The sequence below is a fragment of the Bradyrhizobium sp. A11 genome (assembly GCF_042077125.1).
Taxonomy (GTDB): domain Bacteria; phylum Pseudomonadota; class Alphaproteobacteria; order Rhizobiales; family Xanthobacteraceae; genus Bradyrhizobium; species Bradyrhizobium japonicum_B.
In genome coordinates this window covers 244,784-267,132 of the sequence record NZ_CP149509.1, presented here as the reverse complement: position 1 = coordinate 267,132, position 22,349 = coordinate 244,784, and the positions used below count along the sequence as shown (strand labels likewise).

General features: G+C 64.3%; 19 protein-coding genes. 9 read left to right on the top strand and 10 right to left on the bottom strand.

Going from position 1 to position 22,349, the window contains the following annotated elements; all coding sequences use genetic code 11:
• Positions 1-39 precede the first annotated feature (39 nt).
• A complete protein-coding gene (locus WI560_RS01215; protein ID WP_375306570.1) occupies positions 40-570 on the bottom strand; it encodes a methylated-DNA--[protein]-cysteine S-methyltransferase in 531 nt (176 codons plus the stop codon).
• 40 nt (positions 571-610) lie between these two features.
• Between WI560_RS01215 and WI560_RS01210 the strand changes: the two genes are divergently transcribed.
• Positions 611-1,027 (top strand): DUF1304 domain-containing protein, encoded by a 417-nt coding sequence (locus WI560_RS01210; RefSeq protein ID WP_375306569.1) that lies wholly within the window; start codon positions 611-613, stop codon positions 1,025-1,027.
• 146 nt (positions 1,028-1,173) lie between these two features.
• The gene (locus tag WI560_RS01205) at positions 1,174-2,400 is read left to right on the top strand and encodes an ABC transporter substrate-binding protein (protein ID WP_257178917.1); all 1,227 of its coding nucleotides are present in this window, start codon (positions 1,174-1,176) and stop codon (positions 2,398-2,400) included.
• 124 nt (positions 2,401-2,524) lie between these two features.
• On the opposite strand, the gene WI560_RS01200 is transcribed toward WI560_RS01205, so the two are convergent.
• On the bottom strand, positions 2,525-2,950 hold the full coding sequence (locus WI560_RS01200) for a DUF1330 domain-containing protein (protein WP_257197192.1): 426 nt from the start codon (positions 2,948-2,950) through the stop codon (positions 2,525-2,527).
• Between the two features lie 168 nt (positions 2,951-3,118).
• Here WI560_RS01200 and WI560_RS01195 point away from each other — a divergent pair, with 168 nt between their 5' ends.
• Entirely contained in the window at positions 3,119-5,332 is a 2,214-nt protein-coding gene (locus WI560_RS01195) for a transglycosylase domain-containing protein (RefSeq protein ID WP_375306568.1), read from the top strand.
• Between the two features lie 156 nt (positions 5,333-5,488).
• Here WI560_RS01195 and WI560_RS01190 read toward each other — a convergent pair whose 3' ends face one another.
• From WI560_RS01190 to WI560_RS01170, 5 genes are all read right to left on the bottom strand, one after another.
• A complete protein-coding gene (locus WI560_RS01190; protein WP_375306567.1) occupies positions 5,489-6,244 on the bottom strand; it encodes an SDR family oxidoreductase in 756 nt (251 codons plus the stop codon).
• Between the two features lie 194 nt (positions 6,245-6,438).
• Complete coding sequence (locus tag WI560_RS01185) at positions 6,439-7,278, bottom strand: M48 family metallopeptidase (RefSeq protein WP_375306566.1); 840 nt, start codon at positions 7,276-7,278, stop codon at positions 6,439-6,441.
• 217 nt (positions 7,279-7,495) lie between these two features.
• The gene (locus WI560_RS01180; RefSeq protein ID WP_375306565.1) at positions 7,496-8,824 is read right to left on the bottom strand and encodes a polyhydroxyalkanoate depolymerase; all 1,329 of its coding nucleotides are present in this window, start codon (positions 8,822-8,824) and stop codon (positions 7,496-7,498) included.
• Between the two features lie 121 nt (positions 8,825-8,945).
• Positions 8,946-9,764, bottom strand: coding sequence for an ABC transporter permease (locus WI560_RS01175; protein ID WP_375306564.1), 819 nt, complete (start codon positions 9,762-9,764; stop codon positions 8,946-8,948).
• A gap of 229 nt (positions 9,765-9,993) precedes the next feature.
• A complete protein-coding gene (locus tag WI560_RS01170; RefSeq protein WP_375306563.1) occupies positions 9,994-10,797 on the bottom strand; it encodes an ABC transporter ATP-binding protein in 804 nt (267 codons plus the stop codon).
• A gap of 106 nt (positions 10,798-10,903) precedes the next feature.
• Here WI560_RS01170 and WI560_RS01165 point away from each other — a divergent pair, with 106 nt between their 5' ends.
• The 3 genes from WI560_RS01165 to WI560_RS01155 all read left to right on the top strand — a co-directional run bounded on the left by WI560_RS01165 (position 10,904) and on the right by WI560_RS01155 (position 14,164).
• Positions 10,904-12,235, top strand: coding sequence for an ActS/PrrB/RegB family redox-sensitive histidine kinase (locus WI560_RS01165; protein ID WP_028133773.1), 1,332 nt, complete (start codon positions 10,904-10,906; stop codon positions 12,233-12,235).
• Positions 12,236-12,429: 194 nt separating this feature from the next.
• Positions 12,430-12,984, top strand: coding sequence for an ActR/PrrA/RegA family redox response regulator transcription factor (locus WI560_RS01160; protein ID WP_028133772.1), 555 nt, complete (start codon positions 12,430-12,432; stop codon positions 12,982-12,984).
• A 184-nt stretch (positions 12,985-13,168) separates the two neighbouring features.
• Complete coding sequence (locus WI560_RS01155; protein WP_375306562.1) at positions 13,169-14,164, top strand: c-type cytochrome; 996 nt, start codon at positions 13,169-13,171, stop codon at positions 14,162-14,164.
• 59 nt (positions 14,165-14,223) lie between these two features.
• Here WI560_RS01155 and WI560_RS01150 read toward each other — a convergent pair whose 3' ends face one another.
• Complete coding sequence (locus tag WI560_RS01150; RefSeq protein ID WP_375306561.1) at positions 14,224-14,715, bottom strand: MmcB family DNA repair protein; 492 nt, start codon at positions 14,713-14,715, stop codon at positions 14,224-14,226.
• 257 nt (positions 14,716-14,972) lie between these two features.
• Here WI560_RS01150 and WI560_RS01145 point away from each other — a divergent pair, with 257 nt between their 5' ends.
• A complete protein-coding gene (locus WI560_RS01145) occupies positions 14,973-16,673 on the top strand; it encodes an alpha-amylase family protein (protein ID WP_375306560.1) in 1,701 nt (566 codons plus the stop codon).
• A gap of 47 nt (positions 16,674-16,720) precedes the next feature.
• On the opposite strand, the gene WI560_RS01140 is transcribed toward WI560_RS01145, so the two are convergent.
• A complete protein-coding gene (locus WI560_RS01140; protein ID WP_375306559.1) occupies positions 16,721-18,319 on the bottom strand; it encodes an alpha-amylase family glycosyl hydrolase in 1,599 nt (532 codons plus the stop codon).
• Positions 18,320-18,480: 161 nt separating this feature from the next.
• Here WI560_RS01140 and WI560_RS01135 point away from each other — a divergent pair, with 161 nt between their 5' ends.
• On the top strand, positions 18,481-19,149 hold the full coding sequence (locus WI560_RS01135) for an MBL fold metallo-hydrolase (RefSeq protein ID WP_375306558.1): 669 nt from the start codon (positions 18,481-18,483) through the stop codon (positions 19,147-19,149).
• 193 nt (positions 19,150-19,342) lie between these two features.
• Here the strand turns inward: WI560_RS01135 and WI560_RS01130 are convergent, their stop codons facing one another.
• On the bottom strand, positions 19,343-20,542 hold the full coding sequence (locus WI560_RS01130) for a PHB depolymerase family esterase (protein WP_375306557.1): 1,200 nt from the start codon (positions 20,540-20,542) through the stop codon (positions 19,343-19,345).
• Positions 20,543-21,051: 509 nt separating this feature from the next.
• Between WI560_RS01130 and WI560_RS01125 the strand changes: the two genes are divergently transcribed.
• Positions 21,052-22,287 (top strand): LLM class flavin-dependent oxidoreductase, encoded by a 1,236-nt coding sequence (locus tag WI560_RS01125; protein ID WP_028133767.1) that lies wholly within the window; start codon positions 21,052-21,054, stop codon positions 22,285-22,287.
• Positions 22,288-22,349: the final 62 nt, after the last annotated feature.

Below are 22,349 nucleotides of genomic sequence, written 5' to 3'. Positions count from 1 at the left end.
TTCGCGGCTCGCGCGCCCCGGAATGACTTGGAGAGAGACCTAAACCTGCACCCCCTCGTGCCTTAGCAGCCACCTCTTCCGCTGCAGTCCGCCGCCATACTTCACCAGCGAACCATTCGCGCCGATCAGCCGGTGGCACGGCAGCACCACGCTGATGGGATTGGAGCCATTGGCATGGCCGACGGCGCGAATGGCTTTTGGCGTGTCGATCCTTGCGGCGAGCGCGCCGTAGCTCATCGTGGTGCCGGCAGGGATTTGCGCCAGCGCGGTCCAGACCTTTTGCTGGAACGCGGTGCCGGCGATGCGCCATGCGATGCCCGAGAGCTGACCGAGATCGCCGTCGAAATAGCCCGACAGCGCGATCCGCATGGCCGCAGGCGCGGGCTGGTCGCTCAGATCCACCACACCGTAATGCAGGCGCAGAAGCTCGCGCATGCGGTGCTCGTAGTCCTCCCAGTCGAGGGCGCGTAGGGCGCCTTCAGCATCGGTGACGAGCAGGGCGATCCCGATCGGCGTCGTCAGGCGATCGAGGCCGAAGCTAACGGAAGGTTTGGTTGATCGACTGGCCATTGCGTCACCATTGCATCGAAACGCGCCCATCGCACTTGCCATGCCGGCCGTGCTAACGTCCACCCGAAAGCTGACGCTTTTGGGGGAGCTCATCTTGATCCTGATCGCCAATGTCCTGGTGGCGCTGGTCGCCGCGCTGCACGTCTTCTTCCTGATCCTGGAGATGTTTCTCTGGGACAAGCCGCAGGGCCTGAAGGTATTTCGCAACACGCCGGAGAAGGCCGAGATCACGAAGGTGCTGGCCGCCAATCAGGGCCTCTATAATGGCTTCCTCGCCGCGGGCCTGATCTGGGGCCTCGTCCACGGCAATCCCACCTTCGCATTCCAGATCAAGGCGTTCTTCCTGCTTTGCGTGATGGTGGCCGGCGCCTATGGCGCTGCGACCGTCAGTTCACGCATCCTGATGGTGCAGGCGCTGCCGGCGGTGATCGCGCTGGCTGCGTTGCTCCTGGCTTAGTCTGTCGCTTGAGACGCTGCGGCGCGGCGTCGCGATCCTTGCGCGGCGCTGCGCCTTCCTCCACAATCTTCGGCAGCGATGGCGACCGTTGCAATCAACGGACAAAGACCATCGGCCGAAAATTCCGTCAGGAGGAACAACCAAAAATGAACAATCGCAGGGCCTTCCTAGCTGCCACGGCAGCGCTCGCGTTCGCGTTCTCCGCAAGCCAAGCTCTCGCCCAGAAGAAATACGACACCGGAGCGAGCGACACCGAGATCAAGATCGGCCAGACCGTGCCGTTCTCGGGCCCCTACTCCGTCTATGCCAATATCGGCAAGACCCAGGCCGCCTATTTCAAGATGATCAACGATCAGGGCGGCATCAACGGCCGCAAGATCAACCTGATCCAGTATGACGACGCCTACTCGCCGCCGAAGACGGTGGAACAGGTGCGCAAGCTCGTCGAGGGCGACGAGGTGCTGTTCACCTTCCAGCTGATCGGCACCGCCGCCAATGCCGCCGTGCAAAAATACCTCAACGGCAAGAAGGTGCCGCAACTGCTGGCCTCGACCGGCGCGGCGCGCTTCAACGATCCCAAGAACTATCCCTGGACCATCGCCTACAATCCCAACTACGTGTCCGAGGGACGGATCTACGCCAAGTACATTCTCAAGGAGCATCCGAACGCCAAGATCGGCGTGCTCTACCAGAACGACGACATGGGCCGCGACTATCTCGCGGGGCTCAAGAGCGGCCTCGGCGACAAGGCCGCCAGCATGGTCGTCGGCGAGGTCTCATACGAGGTCACCGACCCGACCGTCGACTCCCAGGTGGTCAAGCTGAAGTCGATGGGGATTGATCTGTTGTTCGACGCCTCGACGCCAAAATTCGCGGCGCAGGCGATCAAGAAGCTTGCCGATCTCGGCTGGACCCCCGTGCACATCCTCGACATCAATGCGAGCCCGGTGTCGGCGACACTCAAGCCCGCCGGCCTCGACATCTCCAAGGGCATCATCTCGACCAATTACGGCAAGGATCCGGGCGATCCCCAGTGGAAGGACGATCCGGGCGTGAAGGCCTTCTTCGCCTTCATGGAGAAGTATTTCCCGGAAGGCGACAAGCTCAACACCGTCAACACCTACGCCTATTCGGTGGCGGAGTTGCTGGTGCAGGTCCTGAAGCAATGCGGCGACGACCTCACGCGCGAGAACGTCATGAAGCAGGTCGCCAACATCAAGGGCTACACGCCGAGCCTGGCGCTGCCCGGAATCAAGATCAACACCGGGCCGAACGACTTCCGCGTCAACAAGCAGATGCAGATGATGAAGTTCAACGGCGAACGCTGGGAGCTGTTCGGACCGATCATCGAGGACACGGGGCCGTCGGGCTAGCAGCGGTTTCGTAGGGTGGGCAAAGACGCGCAAGCGTCGTGCCCACCATCTCTCCAAGAGAGAATCGGTGGGCACGCCCCGGGATGCGCATTCGCGCATTCCGGGGCTTTGCCCACCCTACGAGCTAGGAAGGTATCTCCCCGAAATTCTTTCCGACCGGCAGCACGGCGTGCCGAATCAATCGCGAATCCTCCACGGCTGCCTGCCGATGCTTCACCGCCTCGCGATAGACGGGGTCGCGGATCATCTCGACGAAGGCGGCGACGCTTGGATATTCGGCGATGAAGCAATGGTCCCAGCGCTCCTCCGCTGGGCCGATCAGCATCAGCTCGAACTTGCCCTGCCAGACGATGCGGCCGCCGAGGCGTTCGAACACCGGGCCGCTCTCGCGGCCATAGGCCGCGTAGGCTTCCGCGCCGCTCGCCTTGCGTCCGTCCGGATAGGCCGCCTCCTTGCGCAACCGCACCAGGTTAAGCATGTGGATCGGGCCGGGACGGTCGTTGTCCCGGAACTGCGCGAAGATCTCCTTGGTCGGATCGATATGGCCCATGCATGCTCCCTCTTCTTTGTGGCGACGATCCTAGCTGCGGCGCCAAGAGAGCGGAACTGCGGGGTGCGAATGCCCCACCTCCTAATCGCGCGTTAACGCCGGGGTAACCGGGCCTTAAACAGCGACCGCTAGCGTCTCGGCGGGGCAGGCTGACCGGGCGTTTTGCGTATGGCGTGGGGAAAGAAAAAGGGTGGGCGGAAGGAGCCGCTGTTCGGCTTGCCCGCAGCGCTCGCCGATCTGCGCCTGACCCCGGCGGACCGCGTCCCCGGCGGCGACGATAAGCCGAAGAAATCAGCGAAATCATCGACCAAGCGCAAGAGCGAAGATTCCGGCGACGAGCCGCCGCGCGAGCGCAAGGCGCCTGGCGGCCGCAGCGGCGCCAAGCGCCGCGCGAAGTCACGCGGCAGGTTCGGCCTCGGCCGCCTCGTCTATTGGGGCGCGGTGCTGAGCCTGTGGGGCGCCATCGCGGTGGTCGGCGTCGTGATCTATGTCGGCGCCCATCTGCCGCCGATCCAATCGCTGGAGATTCCGAAACGCCCGCCGACGATCCAAATCGTCGGCATCGACGGCAGCATGCTGGCGCAGCGCGGCGAGATGGCCGGCGCCAATGTCGCGCTGAAGGACCTGCCGCCGTATCTGCCGAAGGCGTTCATCGCCATCGAGGACCGCCGCTTCTATTCGCATTTCGGCATCGACCCGGTCGGCATCGCGCGCGCCCTCGTCACCAATTTGCTCCATCGAGGCGTCTCGCAGGGCGGCTCGACGCTGACCCAGCAGCTCGCGAAAAACCTGTTCCTGACCCAGGAGCGCACCATCCAGCGCAAGCTGCAGGAGGCGGAGCTCGCGATCTGGCTGGAGCGCAAGCATTCCAAAGACGAGATCCTGGAGCTGTACCTCAACCGCGTCTATTTCGGCTCGGGCGCCTACGGCGTCGAAGCCGCGGCGCAGAAATATTTCGGCAAGTCGGCCAAGAACGTCACGGTCGCCGAAGCGGCAATGCTCGCCGGCCTCGTCAAATCGCCCTCGCGCCTCGCACCGAACCGCAATCCCGAAGGCGCGGAAGCGCGCGCGCAGATCGTGCTCGCGGCGATGGCCGATGCAAAGTTCATCACCGACGCGCAGGCCAAGGCCTCGATCGGCCATCCCTCCTACAACGTGAAACCGGCCGGCGCCGGCACCGTCAACTACGTCGCTGACTGGATCGGCGAAGTGCTGGACGACCTGGTCGGCCAGATCGACGAGAGCATCAAGGTCGAGACCACGATCGATCCGAAGCTGCAAAGCGTGGCGGAAGCCGCCATCATCGACGAGCTCGCGGCCAAGAGCGTGAAGTTCAACGTCAGCCAGGGCGCGCTGGTGGCAATGACGCCCGATGGCGCCGTGCGCGCCATGGTCGGCGGGCGGAACTATTCCGACAGCCAGTACAATCGCGCGGTGACCGCCAAGCGCCAGCCGGGCTCCGCGTTCAAGCCGTTCGTGTACCTGACGGCGCTGGAGCAGGGCCTGACGCCCGACACGATGCGCCAGGACGCGCCGATCGAAGTCAAGGGCTGGAAGCCTGAGAACTACACCCATGAATATTTCGGCGCAGTGACGCTGACGCAGGCGCTGGCGATGTCGCTCAACACCGTCGCGATTCGTCTCGGCCTCGAGGTCGGGCCGAAGAACGTGGTGCGCACCGCGCACCGGCTCGGCATCTCGTCAAAGCTCGAGCCGAACGCCTCGATCGCGCTCGGCACGTCCGAAGTCTCGATGGTCGAGCTGGTCGGCGCCTACGCGCCGTTCGCCAATGGCGGCTTCGCGGTGGCGCCGCATGTCGTGACGCGGATCAGGACGCAGAGCGGCAAGCTGCTCTACATGCGCCAGCCGGACGAGCGCAATCCGGTGATCGATCCCCGCTATGTCGGCATGATGAACGCGATGATGCGGGAGACGCTTGTTTCGGGCACCGCCAAGAAGGCGGAGATTCCGGGCTGGCCGGCGGCCGGCAAGACCGGCACCAGCCAGGATTATCGCGACGCCTGGTTCATCGGCTACACCGCGAGCCTCGTCACCGGCGTCTGGCTCGGCAACGACGACAACTCGCCGACCAAGAAAGCCACCGGCGGCGGCCTGCCGGTGGAAGTCTGGTCGCGCTTCATGAAGACCGCGCACGAGGGTGTGGCGGTGGCAAACTTGCCGAGCTCGCCGGGCGGCTGGGGCCTGTCGAACCTTGCGCAGGCGGCTTCGCAAGTGTCACCGCCGACAGCGATCGCGCCCGCACCGGCGCCGGCCAACAATGGCGGCTATCGCCCGCCGCCGACTCGCGCCAATGCACGGCCGGAGGCCGCGGCGGGACTCGATGGCTGGCTGATGGACCGGTTGTTCGGCGGAAACCGATAGGCGCGGCCTGAGGGCATTGGCGACGTCAACACAAAAACCGCGAAAACAACCCCATGCACAGTAGCCGGCGCTAACGAAATCAACGGCTTGCGGGGGAAGCACTGACGTTCAAAGCGCGGGCTTGGACGTCGGCTGCAACCCTTCGGGATTGACGTTCTACACCCGGCGGATCGCGCCCCCATCAACCGGGATCGCAGCGCCATTGATGTAGCGGGCGAGTGGAGAGGCGAGAAACGCGACGAGGTGCCCGATATCCTCAGGCTCCCCGAAATAGCCGGCAGGGATGTTCTGCTTGATGAAGTCCGCCTTCGATTGCTCCGTTGGATGCAATTTCTGAACTTGAGCGGTGTTGATGCGGCCCGGTGCGATCGTGTTGACGGTGACACCATAGGGGCCGAGTTCGGACGATAGCGTTCGGGACCAGCTGACGAGAGCGGCCTTGGCCGGCGCCGCTCCATTGAGTTTGGGCGCAACAAGCGCACCCGAGATGTTGACGATCCGCCCCCAGTTTCGAGCCTTCATTCCCGGCGAGATGAGATCGGTCAAGCGACGTGCCGCAAGGAAGTTGAGCGTCATCGCCTCGTCCCAGAAGGCATCGTCGGCCTCGCTTGTCACGGGTCTCGCCCCACCCGCGTTGTTGACGAGGATATCGACGTGCCCGCCGAGCGCGGCCGACGCTTCGGCTGCAATTTGCGCCGGGCCGCCTTGCGCGCACACGTCTCCCACCACGATCACTGGGCGACCGCCGGCGCGCGAAGCGAGGGCTCCGGCTACCTTCTCCAGCGCGGCCGCCGTCCGCCCACTGATTGCGACCCGCACCCCGGCTTCTGCCAGTGAGCCGGCGATGCCGCTGCCAATTCCACCACTGGCCGCCGTTATGAGGGCGGTCTTGCCTTCCAGTCCGAGGTTCATCCGTTGATCTCCTCACAAATCAGGGGGATGCCCGTGGATTGATGATCAATGAAGAGGCTGTCGACTTGCGCGAAGGGGCTGATCGGACACCGAGGCCGGTGAGAACAAGTCCCATCAATCCATCAGCGCGCGCGGCTGTAAGCCCTCGCGCACAAGGCGGGCGATGACAGCGTCAGATGAGGCAAAAGCGAGCCCTAATCCTCGACGCCGTAGCGATGCAGATCGTTGCCGTAGGTGTCGAGCCACTTCTTGGCGCGCTCCATCGACGGGCAGACCTTGCCGCAGACGCGCCAGAACCGCGCCGAATGGTTCATCTCGACGAGATGGGCGACCTCGTGGGCGGCGAGATAGTCCAGCACGAAGGGAGGTGCGAGGATCAGGCGCCAGGAGAACGACAGCGAGCCGGCCGAGGTGCAGGAGCCCCAGCGGCTGGACTGATCGCGGATCGAGAGGCGCCTGACCCTGACACCGAGCTCGGCGGCATAGGCTTCCGACGAGCGTTGCAGATCGCGGCGCGCCTCGCGCTTGAGGAAGTCGCTGATGCGGCGATCGACATGCTCGAGCCCACCGGCGACGCAGAGGATGCGTTCACCGCTATCGCGAGTCTCGGTCCACACCGTGCCGCGCGTGCCGGCGCGATGAACGATGCGATGCGGCGTGCCGCGGAGCGGTATCACCGTGCCCGGCTGGAACGGCGCCGCCTTCGGCAAGCGACCGAGACGCGCGGCGATCCACGCACCATGGCGCTGCGCGAAGTCTTTGGCTTCGGCCAGCGTGCCGCGCGGCGGCATCGTAAGGATGGCTTCGCGATCGCTCGGATGAATTCTGAGTGTGTAACGGCGCGCGCGGCGGTGCCGGCGCAATCGGATGGCAAAAAATTGCGATCCGTGGGTGATCAGGACGGTCTTTGGTTCGTGGGGCCGACGATAAAGGAGTGCGCGGGTGGCCATGTCTGTCAGTCCGGGGGGCAGGAGGGCGCCCGGATTCTGCCATAACCGCCGCCATGGGAAGCGCTCGGCGCAAAAACAAATCATTTGCCCAATATACAGCGGTCAGGCGTCCGGGAGACCCTACAGACTGGGGTTGGAACCGGCTTTTTTCGCCCTCGCTGGATGCATGCGACACCCCCAAGAGGTGAGCGCTGACTCACTCCTATAAAGCTACCTAAATACCGCGAATCTGGCGGGAACTCAGGCTCGCCGGAGCCGTCAGCCAGGCCTGGATTCGCGACGGGAAAGCCGAAAACGCGACTTATTCGGCGGCGCGCGCCTGCAATGAGGACGGATTTGCCGCCGAGACCATGAAATCATGAATCCGCGGCACGATTTCCGACTTGAAGCGTGAGCCGTTGAACACGCCGTAATGTCCGACGCCCTTCTGGACGTAATGAACGCGGCGATGATCGGGGATGGAGCTGCACAAAGTGTGCGTCGCTTCGGTCTGACCGAGGCCGGAGATGTCGTCGTTCTCGCCTTCCACCGTCATCAACGCAACGCGCGTGACCTTGGAGGGATCGACGCGTGTTCCGCGATGGGTCATCTCGCCCTTGGGCAGTGAGTGCTTCACGAACACGGTGTCGACCGTCTGCAGGTAATATTCGGCGGAGAGGTCCATCACCGCGAGGTACTCGTCGTAGAACTCTCGGTGTTTGTCGACGAGGTCGCCGTCACCCTTCACCAGATTGGCGAACAGCTGCTTGTGGGCGTCCATGTGCCGGTCGAGATTCATGCTGATGAAGCCGTTGAGCTGCAGGAATCCCGGATAGACGTCGCGCATCATGCCCGGATGCGGGAACGGCACCTTGGTGATGACGTGGTTGCGGAACCAGTCGATGCCGCGCTCCTGGGCAAGGTTGTTCACCGCGGTCGGATTGCGACGGGTGTCGATCGGGCCGCCCATCAGCGTCATCGAGGTCGGCACGAACGGATCGCGCCGCGCTTCCATGATCGAAACCGCGGCGACCACGGGCACCGAGGGCTGGCACACCGCCATGACGTGGGTGTTGCCGCCGAGCACGTGCAGCATCTCGATGACGTAATCGATGTAATCGTCGAGATCGAAGCGGCCGTCGCTGAGCGGAACCATGCGGGCATCGGCCCAGTCGGTGATGTAGACTTCATGCGCCGGCAGGAAGGCCTCGACCGTTCCGCGCAGCAGCGTCGCGTAGTGACCGGACATCGGCGCCACGATCAGCACGCGCGGCTGCGGGCTGCGCAAGGGCCGTGCGAACTTGCGATCGAAGTACAGCAGCCGGCAGAACGGCTTTTCCCAGACCGAGCGGATCTCGACCGGGACGCGGATGCCGTTGACCTCGGTGTCGTTGAGGCCCCATTCCGGCTTGCCGTAGCGGCGCGTGGTGCGCTCGAACAATTCGCAGGCCGCGGCGACCGACTTGCCGACCTCGGTGCGCGCCCAGGGATTGAGCGGATTCTGAAACAGCAGCTTGGTCGCGTCGGTGACGGCGCGCGCCGGATTGAGAGAGGCATGCGCCATCTCGTACATCCAGTACATCGGCGTCGTCAGGACCGGACTGCCTTCAGCCGCCAGGGGCGGCGCGCCGCCAAACTCACCAATGGGCATCGCTATATTCCTCTTCGCATCGCAGCATACTGCCGAATGCGTAATATTGCGTCAATGCATGGTTCCGTACATCTACGTAGCCCAAAGCCGCAAACCACCCTGAATCCACGAGAAAGTGACGCTATTCGCCGCCCGACAGCAACGAGCCGTGCTTTTTTGCGCTGCGCAGAAGGGCAAGGAATGCCCCAAAAGATGCAATCAGAAGCACGGCATTGATGACCAGTGCGTCCAACATCAGGTCGGCGCGAAAGGTGTTCTCGATCAGCAGCGCGCGCATTCCCTCGAACACGTAGGTCGGCGGCAGCGTCCAGGCGACGTATTGCAGCCAGACCGGCAGCACGCTGACCGGATAATAGATGCAGGCGAGCGGCATGATCGCGAACATCAGGGTCCAGACGATGCTCTCGGCACCAAGGCCGTTTCGCAGCACCAGGCCCGAGACGAAGATGCCGACCGACCAACTCGTGAAGATCAGGTTGCAGAAGAACGCGATCAGCGGCAGGCCGAGCGCATAGACATTGAAGTGAAACAGGAACAGCGCCAGCAGCGTCATCGGGATCACCCCGATCGCGAGCCGGATCAGGCTCATGACCATCAGCGACAGCAGAAATTCGATCGGCTTGAGCGGGCTCATCATGAGGTTGCCGAGATTGCGCGCCCACATCTCTTCCAGAAACGAGATGGAGAAGCCGAGCTGGCCGCGGAACAGGATGTCCCAGAGGATGACGGCGCCGATCAGCGTGCCGCCGGCGCGCGCGAAGAAATTGGCGTTCTCGGCGATGTAGAGCTGGAGGAAACCCCAGGTGATGACCTGCAGCGCCGGCCAGTACAACAGCTCGAGCAGCCGCGGCCAGGACGACAGCAGCAGGTACCAATAGCGCAGGATCATTGCGCCGATGCGATGGATGGAGATGCCGGTGTGGAGGGAGAGCTCGGTCATTGGGCAAACCCGTAGCCCGGATGGAGCTTCGTCATTCCGGTGCGCGCGGAGCGCGAGCCATGATGCGCAATTGCGCATCTGAGAATCCATAACCACAGACGGCGGCTGTGGGACGAGACCGGTAACCCCGCGCCTTCGCCAAATTCAATCCTTTGGCTATGGATCCCGGGCTCGCGACGTCGCGCCCCGGGATAACAGGTTCTATCCGGGATACAATTACAACTTCCCCTCACCGCGCCGCCTCCTTCGCCCCGTTCACGCGGCCGCGCGCGACGTCGAGGAACACCTCCTCCAGCGTGGTGCGGTTGTAGCGGGCCATGATCGCCTCGGGCGTGTCGTCGTCCTCGATTCGGCCGCGCTTCATGATGATGACGCGGTCGCAGAGCCGCTCGACCTCGAACATGTTGTGCGACGCCAAGAGGATGGTGGCGTTGTTGTCCTTGCGATAGCGCTCCAGATGCGCCCGCACCCAGTCGGCGGTATCGGGATCGAGCGAGGCCGTCGGCTCGTCCAGCAGCAGGAGTTCGGGCTGGTTGATCAGCGCCTTGGCAAGCGCGACGCGGGTCTTCTGCCCGGCGGACAGCTTGCCGTTGGCGCGATCGATGAAGTCGGTGAGATCGAGATCGTCGGCGAGCTCCCTGATGCGGCCGGCGAGGTTCTTCACCGCATAAAGCTTGCCGAACACGGTTAGGTTCTGCCGCACCGTGAGCCGCATCGGCATGTCGACGTAGGGGCTTTCGAAGTTCATCCGCCCCAGCACCGCGGCGCTCTCCTCGGGCATCCGATGGCCCAGCACCCGGACGCGGCCGGAGGTCGGCAGCACCAGGCCCATGATCATCGCGATGGTTGTGGTCTTGCCGGCGCCGTTGCCGCCCAGGAGCCCGGTGATGCTGCCGCGCGGCAGCGAAAAGGAGATGTCGTCGACGGCACGGGTCTGCTTGTAGACCTTGACGAGATGATCGACCGCGATCGCCGCGGACGGGCTGCGATCCGCGACAGTCGGCCGGCTTGAAGCCTCGTCATTCTCGGTCATGCTGACCGTTCTTCTGCTATTGCGGCAGGGAGCGCAAGGCTTGTAATCCGGTGGTTCCGCGAGCCCCGCGTTTGTGACTTTGGAAGGCGCCGCCACATTGGCCGACATGACCGAAATTGCCGCTTCGAACTTCCGCCACCCGCAGCGGCATATCCGCCTGGACACGATCCTGCGGCTGCGCTGGCTCGCGGTGCTGGGCCAGCTCGCTGCGATCTTCATCGTGGCGCAGGGGCTGGAATTCGACGTCGAGATCGTCCCCTGCGTCAGCATCATCGCCTTGTCGGCGGCGGTGAACCTGGGGCTCCAGACCGCGGTCAACCCGATGCAGCGGCTGGAGCCGGTGCAGGCGGCCGGCCTGCTCGCGCTGAACATCGTGGAACTTGCCGGCTTGTTGTACTTCACGGGCGGCTTGCAGAACCCGTTCTCGTTCCTGTTCCTCGCGCCGGTGCTGATCTCGGCCACGGCGCTGCCGGCGCGCTTCACCTTCGGCCTCGGCCTGCTCGCGGTCGCCTGCGCCTCGGTGCTGTTCTTCTTCCACCTGCCGCTGCCATGGGATTCAGACGATCCGCTGGTGCTGCCGCCGATCTATCTGGTCGGCGTCTGGCTCTCCATCGCGCTCGCGATCGGCGTCACCAGCCTCTACTCCTTCCAGGTGACCGAGGAGGCGCGCAAGCTCGCGGACGCGCTGGCTGCGACCGAGCTGGTGCTGTCGCGCGAGCAGCATCTGACCCAGCTCGACGGCCTTGCCGCTGCCGCCGCACACGAACTCGGCACGCCGCTCGCCACGATCTTCCTGATCTCGCGCGAGCTGGAAAAGACGGTGAAGGACGCCAGCATCGCCGCCGACCTGAAGACGCTGCGCGAGCAAACCCAGCGCTGCCGCGACATCCTGAGCAAGATCACCCAGCTCTCCTCCATCGGCGCGCCGTTCGACCGCATGAAGCTGTCGGAGTTGATCGAGGAGGTGGTGGCCCCGCACCGCGATTTCGGCGTCGAGATCAAGGTGCGGATCGCGGTCGCCGTCGTGGCCGAGCCGGTCGGCTCCCGCAACCCGGCGATCCTCTACGGCGTCGGCAACATCGTCGAGAACGCGGTCGATTTCGCTCGCACCACCGTCGAGGTCAACGCGTGGTGGAACAAGGACATCATCGACCTCGTGATTTCCGACGACGGTCCCGGCATTCCCCCTGACATCCTGAACCGCATCGGCGAGCCCTATCTGTCGCGGCGGCGAACCGTGGACGAGGGCGGCGGTGAACGACGCGGCCTCGGATTGGGCGTGTTCATCGCGCGCACATTGCTCGAACGCACCGGCGCCAAGGTCTCGTTTACCAACCGGACCTTTCCGGAACACGGTGCCGTGGTCCAGATCAGTTGGCCGCGACAACGATTTGAGGCTATTGAGGCTATCGAGACCCTCGAAGAAACAATAGGGTAGGGTATGATCCGGAAGCGCCTTCAGCACGTTTCCGACACGATCATGCTGAAAGCGGGAATCGCTGGCGCGATGAGCATCCACCGCGCTTGTGTCCGCGACCTTGCGTCGCACAACGGGGCCGATCGACTATCGGCGGCCTTGGCACCGCCCGATAGCAAGGCCATATGTCAACGCGTTGGAGAGAGGACAAAACCTTGAACGCCATCGCCGAACTGAACGAACAGGCCGACCGCTCGCTGCTTATCGTGGAGGACGACAAGCCATTCCTGGAGCGCCTGTCGCGCGCCATGGAAACGCGCGGCTTCACGGTGACCTCCTGCGATACCGTCTCGGACGGTCTTGCGCAGATCGGCAGGGCTGCGCCCGCATTCGCCGTGGTGGATCTGCGGCTGGGCGACGGCAACGGCCTCGACGTGGTCTCGGCGCTGAAGAAGAAGCGTCCGGATGCGCGCGCGATCGTGCTGACCGGCTACGGCAACATCGCCACCGCCGTTACCGCGGTGAAGATGGGCGCAGTCGATTACCTCTCCAAGCCCGCGGATGCCGACGACGTGGTCGCGGCGCTGCTGTCGACCAACGCGGAGAAATCCGAGCTGCCGGCCAACCCGATGTCGGCCGACCGCGTGCGCTGGGAGCACATCCAGCGCATCTACGAGATGTGCAACCGCAACGTCTCGGAAACGGCGCGCCGGCTCAACATGCACCGGCGTACGCTGCAGCGGATTTTGGCCAAGCGCGCGCCGAGGTAATTCCGGCGCTCACTCCGGAAGCGCATGCCTGAAGTCGGTCGACGGCTGAACCTGCCCGGCCTGACGTCGTCTGCCCGATACCGACAAAGCCGGATGCTGGCGTCGTGCGCCCCTGAACCCGACGTTAACCTCAGGCGGCGGATCATCGCGCCGACCTGACGCGTCGAACATTCTCGAGAGAACGATGGTTCAGCCCACGCCGCTGCCTGCATTGCTTTGCATCTGGACGTTACGCACCATTGCCGTCGCTGTCGTCGCCGGAGCGGTAGCCGCACCAAGGCCGGGGCGTGCGCAGCAAATCTCCCCGCCAGTCTGGACGGTACCGGAAGTCGGCGCGCTGCCCGATGACGCTCATGGCCGGCTCGTGCGGCGCGGGCGCGACCTCATCACGGCGACCTACGCCCATATCGGGCCGGAGGTGCCGGACCCTGCCAAGCGTTATGCCGGCAACAATCTCGCCTGCAGCAACTGCCATCTCGAAGCCGGTACGAAAAAATTCGGCCTGCCGATCTTTGGATTGTTCGAGCTCTTCCCGCAATACAGTGCCCGCCTCGGCGCCGAGATCACGATCGAGAATCGTGTGAACTCGTGCATGGCGCGCAGCATGAATGGTCGCGCGCTGCCGCTCGACAGCCCCGAAATGCAAGCCATCGTGGCTTACATCAAATTCCTCTCGTCCGGCGTGCCGGCCGGAAAGGAATTGTCAGGACTCGGCACCGGAGCGATGCCTGAGCTCGATCGCGCGGCCGACCCCGTTCGCGGCAAGGCGATCTATGCGAACGCTTGTCTCTCCTGCCACAACGAGGACGGCTCCGGAATACGCCGCAGCCTGCCGAGCGTCGATCTCGGCTACATGGTGCCGCCGCTCTGGGGCGCCGATAGTTTCAATGACGGTGCCGGCATGGCGCGGCTGATTACGGCGGCGAACTTCCTGCACTTCAACATGCCGCACGGAACGGACTACACGAATCCGCAGCTCACGGTCGAGCAGGCATGGGACGTGGCTGCCTATATGATCTCTCAGCCGCGTCCGAGGAAAGCCGGTCTCGACAAGGACTATCCAGATCTTTCGAAGAAGCCGGTCGATACGCCTTACGGACCGTATGCCGACGGATTCGATCAGCAGCAGCACATGTACGGGCCTTTCGGCCCGATCCGGGCGGCGCAAGCCAAAAAATAGCTGTGATCGGCGACCTCTCGCATCACAAGGACTCCGGCCGCGCTTCGTTCAGCACGCGGCTATTCCCAGAAATCCGCGTGGCCTTGCGGATCGACCAGCCGGTTGATCCGCAGCGCTGCCGCCATTGCAAACCGCACGGTCATCTGCTTGCGCGTGGCGGCGGCGAGCTTGTGCTCGGGCGCCTCGCAATGCAGGTGCGCCCCATAGGCGTCGGCGACGATCAGGCCAGTGTCCTGCGGAAAGATCTCGCACGGCAGGTCCTGCGTGAAGGCGAAGAACAGCCGATCGCAATGGGCGCGGTATTCGTGCCATTTCTGGTCGGCACGCAGATCCTCCACCGACGATTTGATTTCGACGATCCAGATCTCGCCGCGCTCGTTCAGCGCGACCAGATCGGCACGCCGGCCAGAAGGCAGCGGCAATTCGCTGATGCAGGAAAAGCCGAGCGAGCGCAAAAGCCGCGATGTGCCGCGCGCGATCGCGAGCGCCGTCTCGGATTGGCGGCGGTCGGGCGGTGGAACGAGGGAGAGGTTGCGGGCGGCGCTGTCCATGGCGGGGGAGATTAGCCGATTCCCTTCACCCCGTCATTCCGGGGCGCGCGCAGCGCGAGCCCGGAATCCGTAGCCACAGGCAGTGGTGTGAGGCGACGCGGCAACTCCAAGCGTCGCAAACCTCCTTCCTGTGGTTATGGATCCCGGACTCGCGCCAAGTGGCGCGCCCCGGGACGACAGCGAGCGGGAACCTCCCCCTCCCCGCGCGCTTATCAGGCAGCCGCCGCACCTCGGCGGAACCCCGAGGCGGCGCGTGCATGATCGACGATCTCTGGTACAAGAACGGCGTGATCTACTGCTTGTCGGTCGGCTCCTATATGGATGCCAACGGCGACGGCATCGGCGATTTCAAGGGCCTGCTCCGCCGGCTCGACTATCTTCACGGGCTCGGCATCACCACGATCTGGCTGATGCCGTTCCAGAGCTCGCCGGGCCGCGACGACGGTTACGACATCGCCGATTATTACAGCGTCGATCCCCGCTACGGCACGCTCGGCGATTTCGTCGAGTTCACCCATGGCTGCAAGCAGCGCGGCATCCGCATCATCATCGACCTCGTTGTCAACCACACCTCGGACCAGCATCACTGGTTCAAGGAGGCGCGGCGCGACAAGGCCTCGCCCTACCGCGACTGGTATGTGTGGTCCGATACGAAGCCGGCCGGCGCCAACAAGGGCATGGTGTTTCCCGGCGTGCAGAAATCGACCTGGACGCGCGACAAGGAAGCCGGAGCGTACTACTTCCACCGCTTCTACGATTTCCAGCCCGATCTCAATACCTCCAATCCGCATGTGCAGGCCGAGATCCTCAAGATCATGGGCTTCTGGATCCAGCTCGGCGTCTCCGGCTTCCGCATGGACGCGGTGCCCTTCGTGATCGCGACCAAGGGCGCCAAGGTGAAGAAGCCGGTTGAGCAATACGACATGCTGCGCGCGTTCCGCGAATTTCTGCAATGGCGGCAGGGCGACGCCATCATCCTCGCCGAGGCCAACGTGCTGCCGAAGACGGACATGGAATATTTCGGCCACGACGCCGACCGCATGCACATGATGTTCAACTTCCACGTCAACCAGCACCTGTTCTATGCGCTGGCCTCGGCCGATTCGCGGCCGCTGGCGAAAGCGCTGAAGGCGACCAAGCCGCGGCCGGCCACCGCGCAATGGGGCCTTTTCCTGCGCAATCACGACGAGCTTGATCTGGGACGCCTGACCAAGTCGCAGCGCGACACGGTGTTCAAGGCATTCGGTCCCGACAAGGACATGCAGCTCTATGACCGCGGCATCCGCCGCCGTCTCGCGCCGATGCTGGGCGGGGACCGCCGGCGGCTCGAGCTCGCCTACAGTCTGATGTGCACGCTGCCGGGAACGCCCGTGATCCGCTATGGCGACGAGATCGCGATGGGCGACGATCTCTCGTTGCCCGAGCGCAATTGCGCGCGCACGCCGATGCAATGGTCGACCGAGCCGCATGGCGGCTTCACCAAGAGCGACAGGCCGGCCTGCCCTGTCATCGACAAGGGGCCGTACGGCTATCCGCATGTCAACGTCGCCAAGCAGCGGCGCGACCCCAATTCCATGCTGAACTGGACCGAGCGCATCGTCCGCATGCGGAAGGAGGTGCCGGAGGTCGGCTGGGGCGATTTCGCCATCATCCCGACGCGCGATCCCGCCGTGTTCATCATGCGCTACGACTGGCGCAACAATTCGGTGCTGTTCGTGCATAATCTGGACGAGAAACCGCGCGAGATCGCGTTCTCGGCCGGACTGCCGCGCGAGGCCGGCGCGCACCTGATCAATCTGCTCGCCGAGGACCACAGCCACGCCGACAAGCATGGCCAGCACCGCGTCGTGCTGGAGCCCTATGGCTATCGCTGGTACCGCGTCGGCGGGCTGGATTATCTGTTGAAACGGAGTGATATCGACGGCGATAAGGCGCGGGGCAAGAAGCATCCGGGATAGGCCGGGAATGCCGTCGCCTGCTCCGCCGCGCTTATCCGGGGCGATAGCTACGGCGGCGCCACCACCACGCCCTCATTGCCGCGCAGATCCAGCACGCCTTCGATCTGCTCACCCTCGCGATCCAGGAAGGTCGACAGCAGGATCCTGCTGCCGAAGCGGACTGCGCTGGTCGTCACGGTGACCGGGTCCGCACCGAGATTGAGCGCCACGATCACCGCCTTGCCCTCGGCCTGCCGGCGGTAGATCAGGAGATCGCCTTGCGCGGCGATCGGATCAAAATCGCCCGCGACCAGCGGCGGGCAGCTCTGCCGCAAGCCGATCAGGCGCTTGTAGAGGTTGAGGATCGAGTGCGCATCGGCTTCGAGAGTGGCGACATTGTCACGCACATGGTGCTCGGGCAGCGGCAGCCATGGCCGCACGGCGGAGAAGCCGGCGAATTCGGACGCGTCCCATTGCATCGGCGTGCGGCAGCCGTCGCGGCCGACGCCGATGCCGGGCACGTTCTTCTCGAAGGGATCGCGGACATCCTCCGGCGCGATGGCCACCTGGTGCATGCCGATCTCGTCGCCGTAATAGAGCGTCGGTGTACCGCGCAGCGTCAGCAGCAACATCGCGGCGACACGCGCCTGCTCCGTGCCGACGCGGCTCGCAACCCGCGGACGATCGTGATTGCCGAGCACCCAGTTCGGCCAGGCGCCGCGCGGCAGCGCCTTCTCGTAATCCTCGATGATCTTCTCGATCGAGCGCGCGCTCCAGAAGGTCGAGAGCAGCGCGAAGTTGAACGGCATCTGCGCGCCGGTGAGGTCGTTGCCGTAATAGGCCATCAGACGGTGCAGCGGCAGATAGATCTCGCCGATCAGGACGCGTGCGCGATACGCATCAGTGACGCGGCGCATTTCGGCAATGACATCGTGCACCTCCGGCTGGTCGGTCGAATATTGCGTCAGGATCTTCTCGTTGGGCGGCCGGCCTTCGACGTAGCGCGGGTTCGGCGGATTGTCGCGAAACTCTGCGTCCTTGACGAGGTGCCAGATCACGTCGACGCGAAAGCCGTCGACGCCCTTCTCCAGCCAGAACCGCATCACGTCGTAGATCGCGTTGCGGACGTCCGGATTGCGCCAGTTCAGGTCCGGCTGCTGGGCGAGGAAGGCGTGGTAGTAATATTGGCCCGTGGTCTCGTCGAACTGCCACGCGCTGCCGCCGAACTCGGACAGCCAATTGTTCGGCACGCCGCCGTCATGCGCGGGATCGCGCCAGATGTACCAGTCGCGCTTGGGGTTGTCGCGCGAGGCGCGGCTCTCGACGAACCAGGGATGCTGGTCCGAGGTATGGTTCGGCACGAGATCGAGGATCAGCTTCAGTCCGTTGTCGTGGACTGCCGCGATCAGCGCATCGAAATCGGCCATCGTGCCGAACAGCGGCTCGATGCCGGTATAGTCCGAGATGTCGTAGCCGAAATCGGCCATGGGCGACGGAAAGATCGGCGACAGCCAGATCGCGTCGACACCGAGCGATTTGACATAAGGCAGCCGCCGCAAGATGCCGGCGAGATCGCCGACCCCGTCACCGTTCGAATCCTGAAACGAGCGCGGGTAGATCTGATAGAAGATGCCGTCGCGCCACCAGTTCTCGTTGTCGTGAGCCATGCCGGAAGACCACCCAAAATCTGCCTCTCGCGCGGGAGAACGCGACAACGCCGCCCCGGTTCAAATTGGCAGGCCAATTGGGACGGTGGTGTGACTATTGTTCCGCGGTCCGGCACGAATCTTTTGCTTGGCGGCCTGGCAAAAATCGGCATTGTGGCGCCATGACCGAGCAAAACGACACGACAGCCAAGGCCGGCGCGATCATCGTCCCCGTGACGCTGTTCGAGCAGAACTGCACCATCATCTGGGACGAGCCGTCCAAGAAGGCCGTGGTGATCGATCCCGGCGGGGACGTGCCGAAGATCCTGGACGCGATCAAGCAGACCGGCGTCACCGTGGAGAAGATCTGGCTGACCCACGGCCATATCGACCATGTCGGCGGCGCGGCCGATTTGCGCGATGCGCTGAAGGTGCCGATCGAAGGCCCGCATGAGGCGGACAAATTCCTGCTCGACAACGTGGTCGAAAGCGGCGCGCGCTTCGGCATGACCGGCGTGCGCAATTTCGCGCCGGACCGCTGGCTCGACGAGGGCGACACTGTGTCGATCGGCGATCTCAACTTCGACATCTTCCACTGCCCCGGCCACTCGCCGGGCAGCGTGGTGTTCTTCAACAAGGAATTGCGGTTCGCCCATGTCGGCGACGTCCTGTTCGCGGGCTCGGTCGGGCGCACCGATTTGCCCGGCGGCAGTCACGCGACCCTGATCAATTCGATCATGACAAAGCTGCTGCCGCTCGGCGACGACGTCGGTTTCATCTGCGGCCATGGCGCCGGCTCCAGCATCGGCCAGGAGCGGATGACCAATCCGTTCATCACCGGGGAGATGTGAGCGTCGCTAAACTCCGCTGTCGTCCCGGACAAGCGCAAGCGCAGATCCGGGATCCATAACCACAGGGAGATGTGGTTACGGGGACTCGGAGTTACCTCTTCGTGCCCAACTTTGTCCTGTGGCAATGGGTCCCGGATCTTCGCGCGCTTGAGGCGCGCTTGTCCGGGACGACGGCTGAATGTGTGTCGACCAGCTACTTCATCAACCCCGCGGCGGTCAGCGCGCGCGTGATGATCTGGCTGAGGTCGAAGCCGCGCGCCCGCTCGCGCTTCGGCTCGGCCGGCTGCTCGGCGACCGCAGCGCGGATCGTGCGGGCGAGATGCGGCGCGGGCGAGAGCGCGGGCTTGGCTAAAGGCTTGGCGTCCGCAGGCTTGACGTCCGCACGCTTGGCGTCCGCCTTGGCGGCGTCCGCGATCCAGGCGGTGAGGCCGAAGAACTTGGCGATATGGTAGGACGAGGAAATGCCGGCCTCGATCAGGAACGCGCCTTCAATTCCATAGCGCTGGTCGTTGTCGGCGAGCCCCAGCGGCGTGCCATGGGCCATGTCGGCGATGGCGTAACACTCGACCAGCGTCTCGCCGTCCTTGCCCCACCAGACCTGCCGCGGATGACCGTCGACGATGGTCTCCGCCATCGGCGCGTCCGGCAGATCGTGCAGATCGAGCCATTGCTTGACAATCTCGTTGGCATTGCCGGGATTGACGGTGCGGTCGGCACTGCCGTGCCACACCGAGATCTTCGGCCAGGGGCCGCGATGATCGGAAGCGTTGCGCACGAGATCGCCGAGCTCGCGCGCCGGACGCACCGGGGAATGAAACATGCCCTCGAGCGCCTCGCGCAGGTTCGAGGCGATGCCATAGGGCAGTCCCGCAATGACCGCGCCGGCCGCGAAGACCTCCGGATAGGTCGCGAGCATCACCGACGTCATGCCGCCGCCGGCGGACAGGCCGGTGATGAAAACGCGCGCGGGATCGATGCGATGTGCCCCGACCATGTGCGCGATCATCTCGCGGATCGAATGCGCCTCGCCGCTGCCTCGCGCCGTGTCTTCCGGGTTGAACCAGTTGAAGCAGGTATTGCCGTTGTTGATGCGCTGCTGCTCGGGCATCAGAAGCGCGAAGCCATAGTGCTGGGCCAGCGTCGACCAGCCGGCGCCGAGATCGTAAGCCGCCGCGGTCTGCCCGCAGCCATGCAGCACGACGACCAGCGCGCGCGGCTTCTGCAATCGCGCCGGCACGAAGGCGAACATGTGCAAGGCGCCGGGATTGTCGCCGAAGCCGGTGACCTCCTGCAATGGACTTGACGCATCCGGGCCGCGACCGAACTCGGCAAAGCGCAGACCGTCCAGCCTCGGCAGACGTCTCAACAGATCGATATTCTTGGCGAGCGACACGGCAACTTCCTGGTGGGCGACGTTCAACGTCCAGCCAAACCAGATAGTTGCTGCATTGCAAAATAAAAAGACCGTGCGCTGTCAATTCACCGGGAATCACCCGGAAATGCTGCGGAAATCGGCACGCATTAACCGCATTGCCGCAACTTCATGCCGATGCGCGGCGCAGCCATGCCAGAAATGCGCGCAAATCATGATTAATGTCACAAACAGTGCGAGCGAAGCAGCATCAGCGACGCGTCGACGGCGATCGTGGGAATGGCTCCGTTCACGATCAAGGCAGCGACGCCGAACATGAACCGGGCGGCCACGACGCTTCGCCAATCCAGGTACGGTTCGTGCGCTCGTCACCCTCTCCCCGCAAGCGGTGAGAGCGAGACGAAGCATCTCGCTTCGCTCAACCGCATGCCTGCATTCCGCAGCACGGGACATGGCGCGATTGCGTTTGCCCCCTCCGGCACGTAGCCTTGCCGCATCAACAAACAGAAAATCAAAGCCGGAGAAACGCCATGGCGCGCCTCAAGTTCGGAGCCTTTCTTGCCCCGCATCACCCGATCGGGGAGCATCCGATGCTCCAGTTCCGGCGCGACCTCGACCTCGTCGAGCAGCTCGATGCGCTCGGCTATGACGAGTTCTGGTGCGGCGAGCACCATTCATCCGGCTGGGAGATGATCGCCTCGCCCGAGATGTTCCTGGCCGCGGCCGGCGAGCGCACCAAGCGGATCAAGCTCGGCACCGGCGTGGTGTCGCTGCCCTATCATCATCCCTACAACGTCGCCCAGCGCATGGTGCAGCTCGACCACATGACCGGCGGCCGCGCCATCTTCGGCTCCGGCCCGGGCGCGCTCGCCTCCGACGCCCACACGCTCGGCATCGACCCGATGACGCAGCGCGACCGCCAGGACGAGGCCATCGGCATCATCCGCCGGCTCTTCAACGGCGAGCGCGTCACCGCCAAGAGCGACTGGTTCACCATGAACGACGCCGCGCTGCAGATCCTGCCGTTGCAGGAGGAGATGCCGTTCGTCGTGGCCTCGCAGATCTCGCCGTCGGGCATGACGCTGGCCGGCAAGTACGGCATCGGCATCATCTCCCTGGGATCGATGACGACGCAGGGGCTGATGTCGCTGCAGCAGCAATGGCAGTTCGCCGAGGATGCCGCCAAGAAGCACGGCACGAAGGTGAACCGTGCCGATTGGCGCGTGCTGCTGACCTTCCACATCGCCGAGACCCGCGAGCAGGCGCGCAAGGAGGCCGGCGCCGGGCTGATGCGTTGGCACAACGAATATAATGTCGGCACGCTGCAGCGGCCGGGCCTCACCGCGTTCTCCTCGCCCGACGAGGCCGTGGACAAGACCGCCTTCGTCGAGGGCGCGGCCTCCACCATCGGCACGCCCGACGATCTCGTCAAGACCATCAAGAACGTGATGCAAGTGTCCGGCGGCGTCGGCGCCATCATCGGTTTCGTGCACGACTGGGCCAATCCGGAAGCGACGCGCCGGAGCTGGGACATGGTGGCGCGCTACGTCGTGCCGGAGATCAACGGCTATATCGACGGCCTGCGCAGGTCGCAGAAATTCGTGATCGAGAACCGCGCCATCTTCGAGCGCGCGGGCCAGGCGGTGATGGCCAAGATCATGGAGAACGAGAAGGCTGCCGAGGCGCTCAAGGTGACCGGCCCGGGCCGTGTCGCCATCCCCGCGGTCAACGCCCCGGATCTGCAGAAGGAGGCGGCGAAGCGGTAGTGACGATCTCGTGCGCTAGACGACCGCAGCCTATCACGGCCGGATCGTGCTATGTTCGCGGA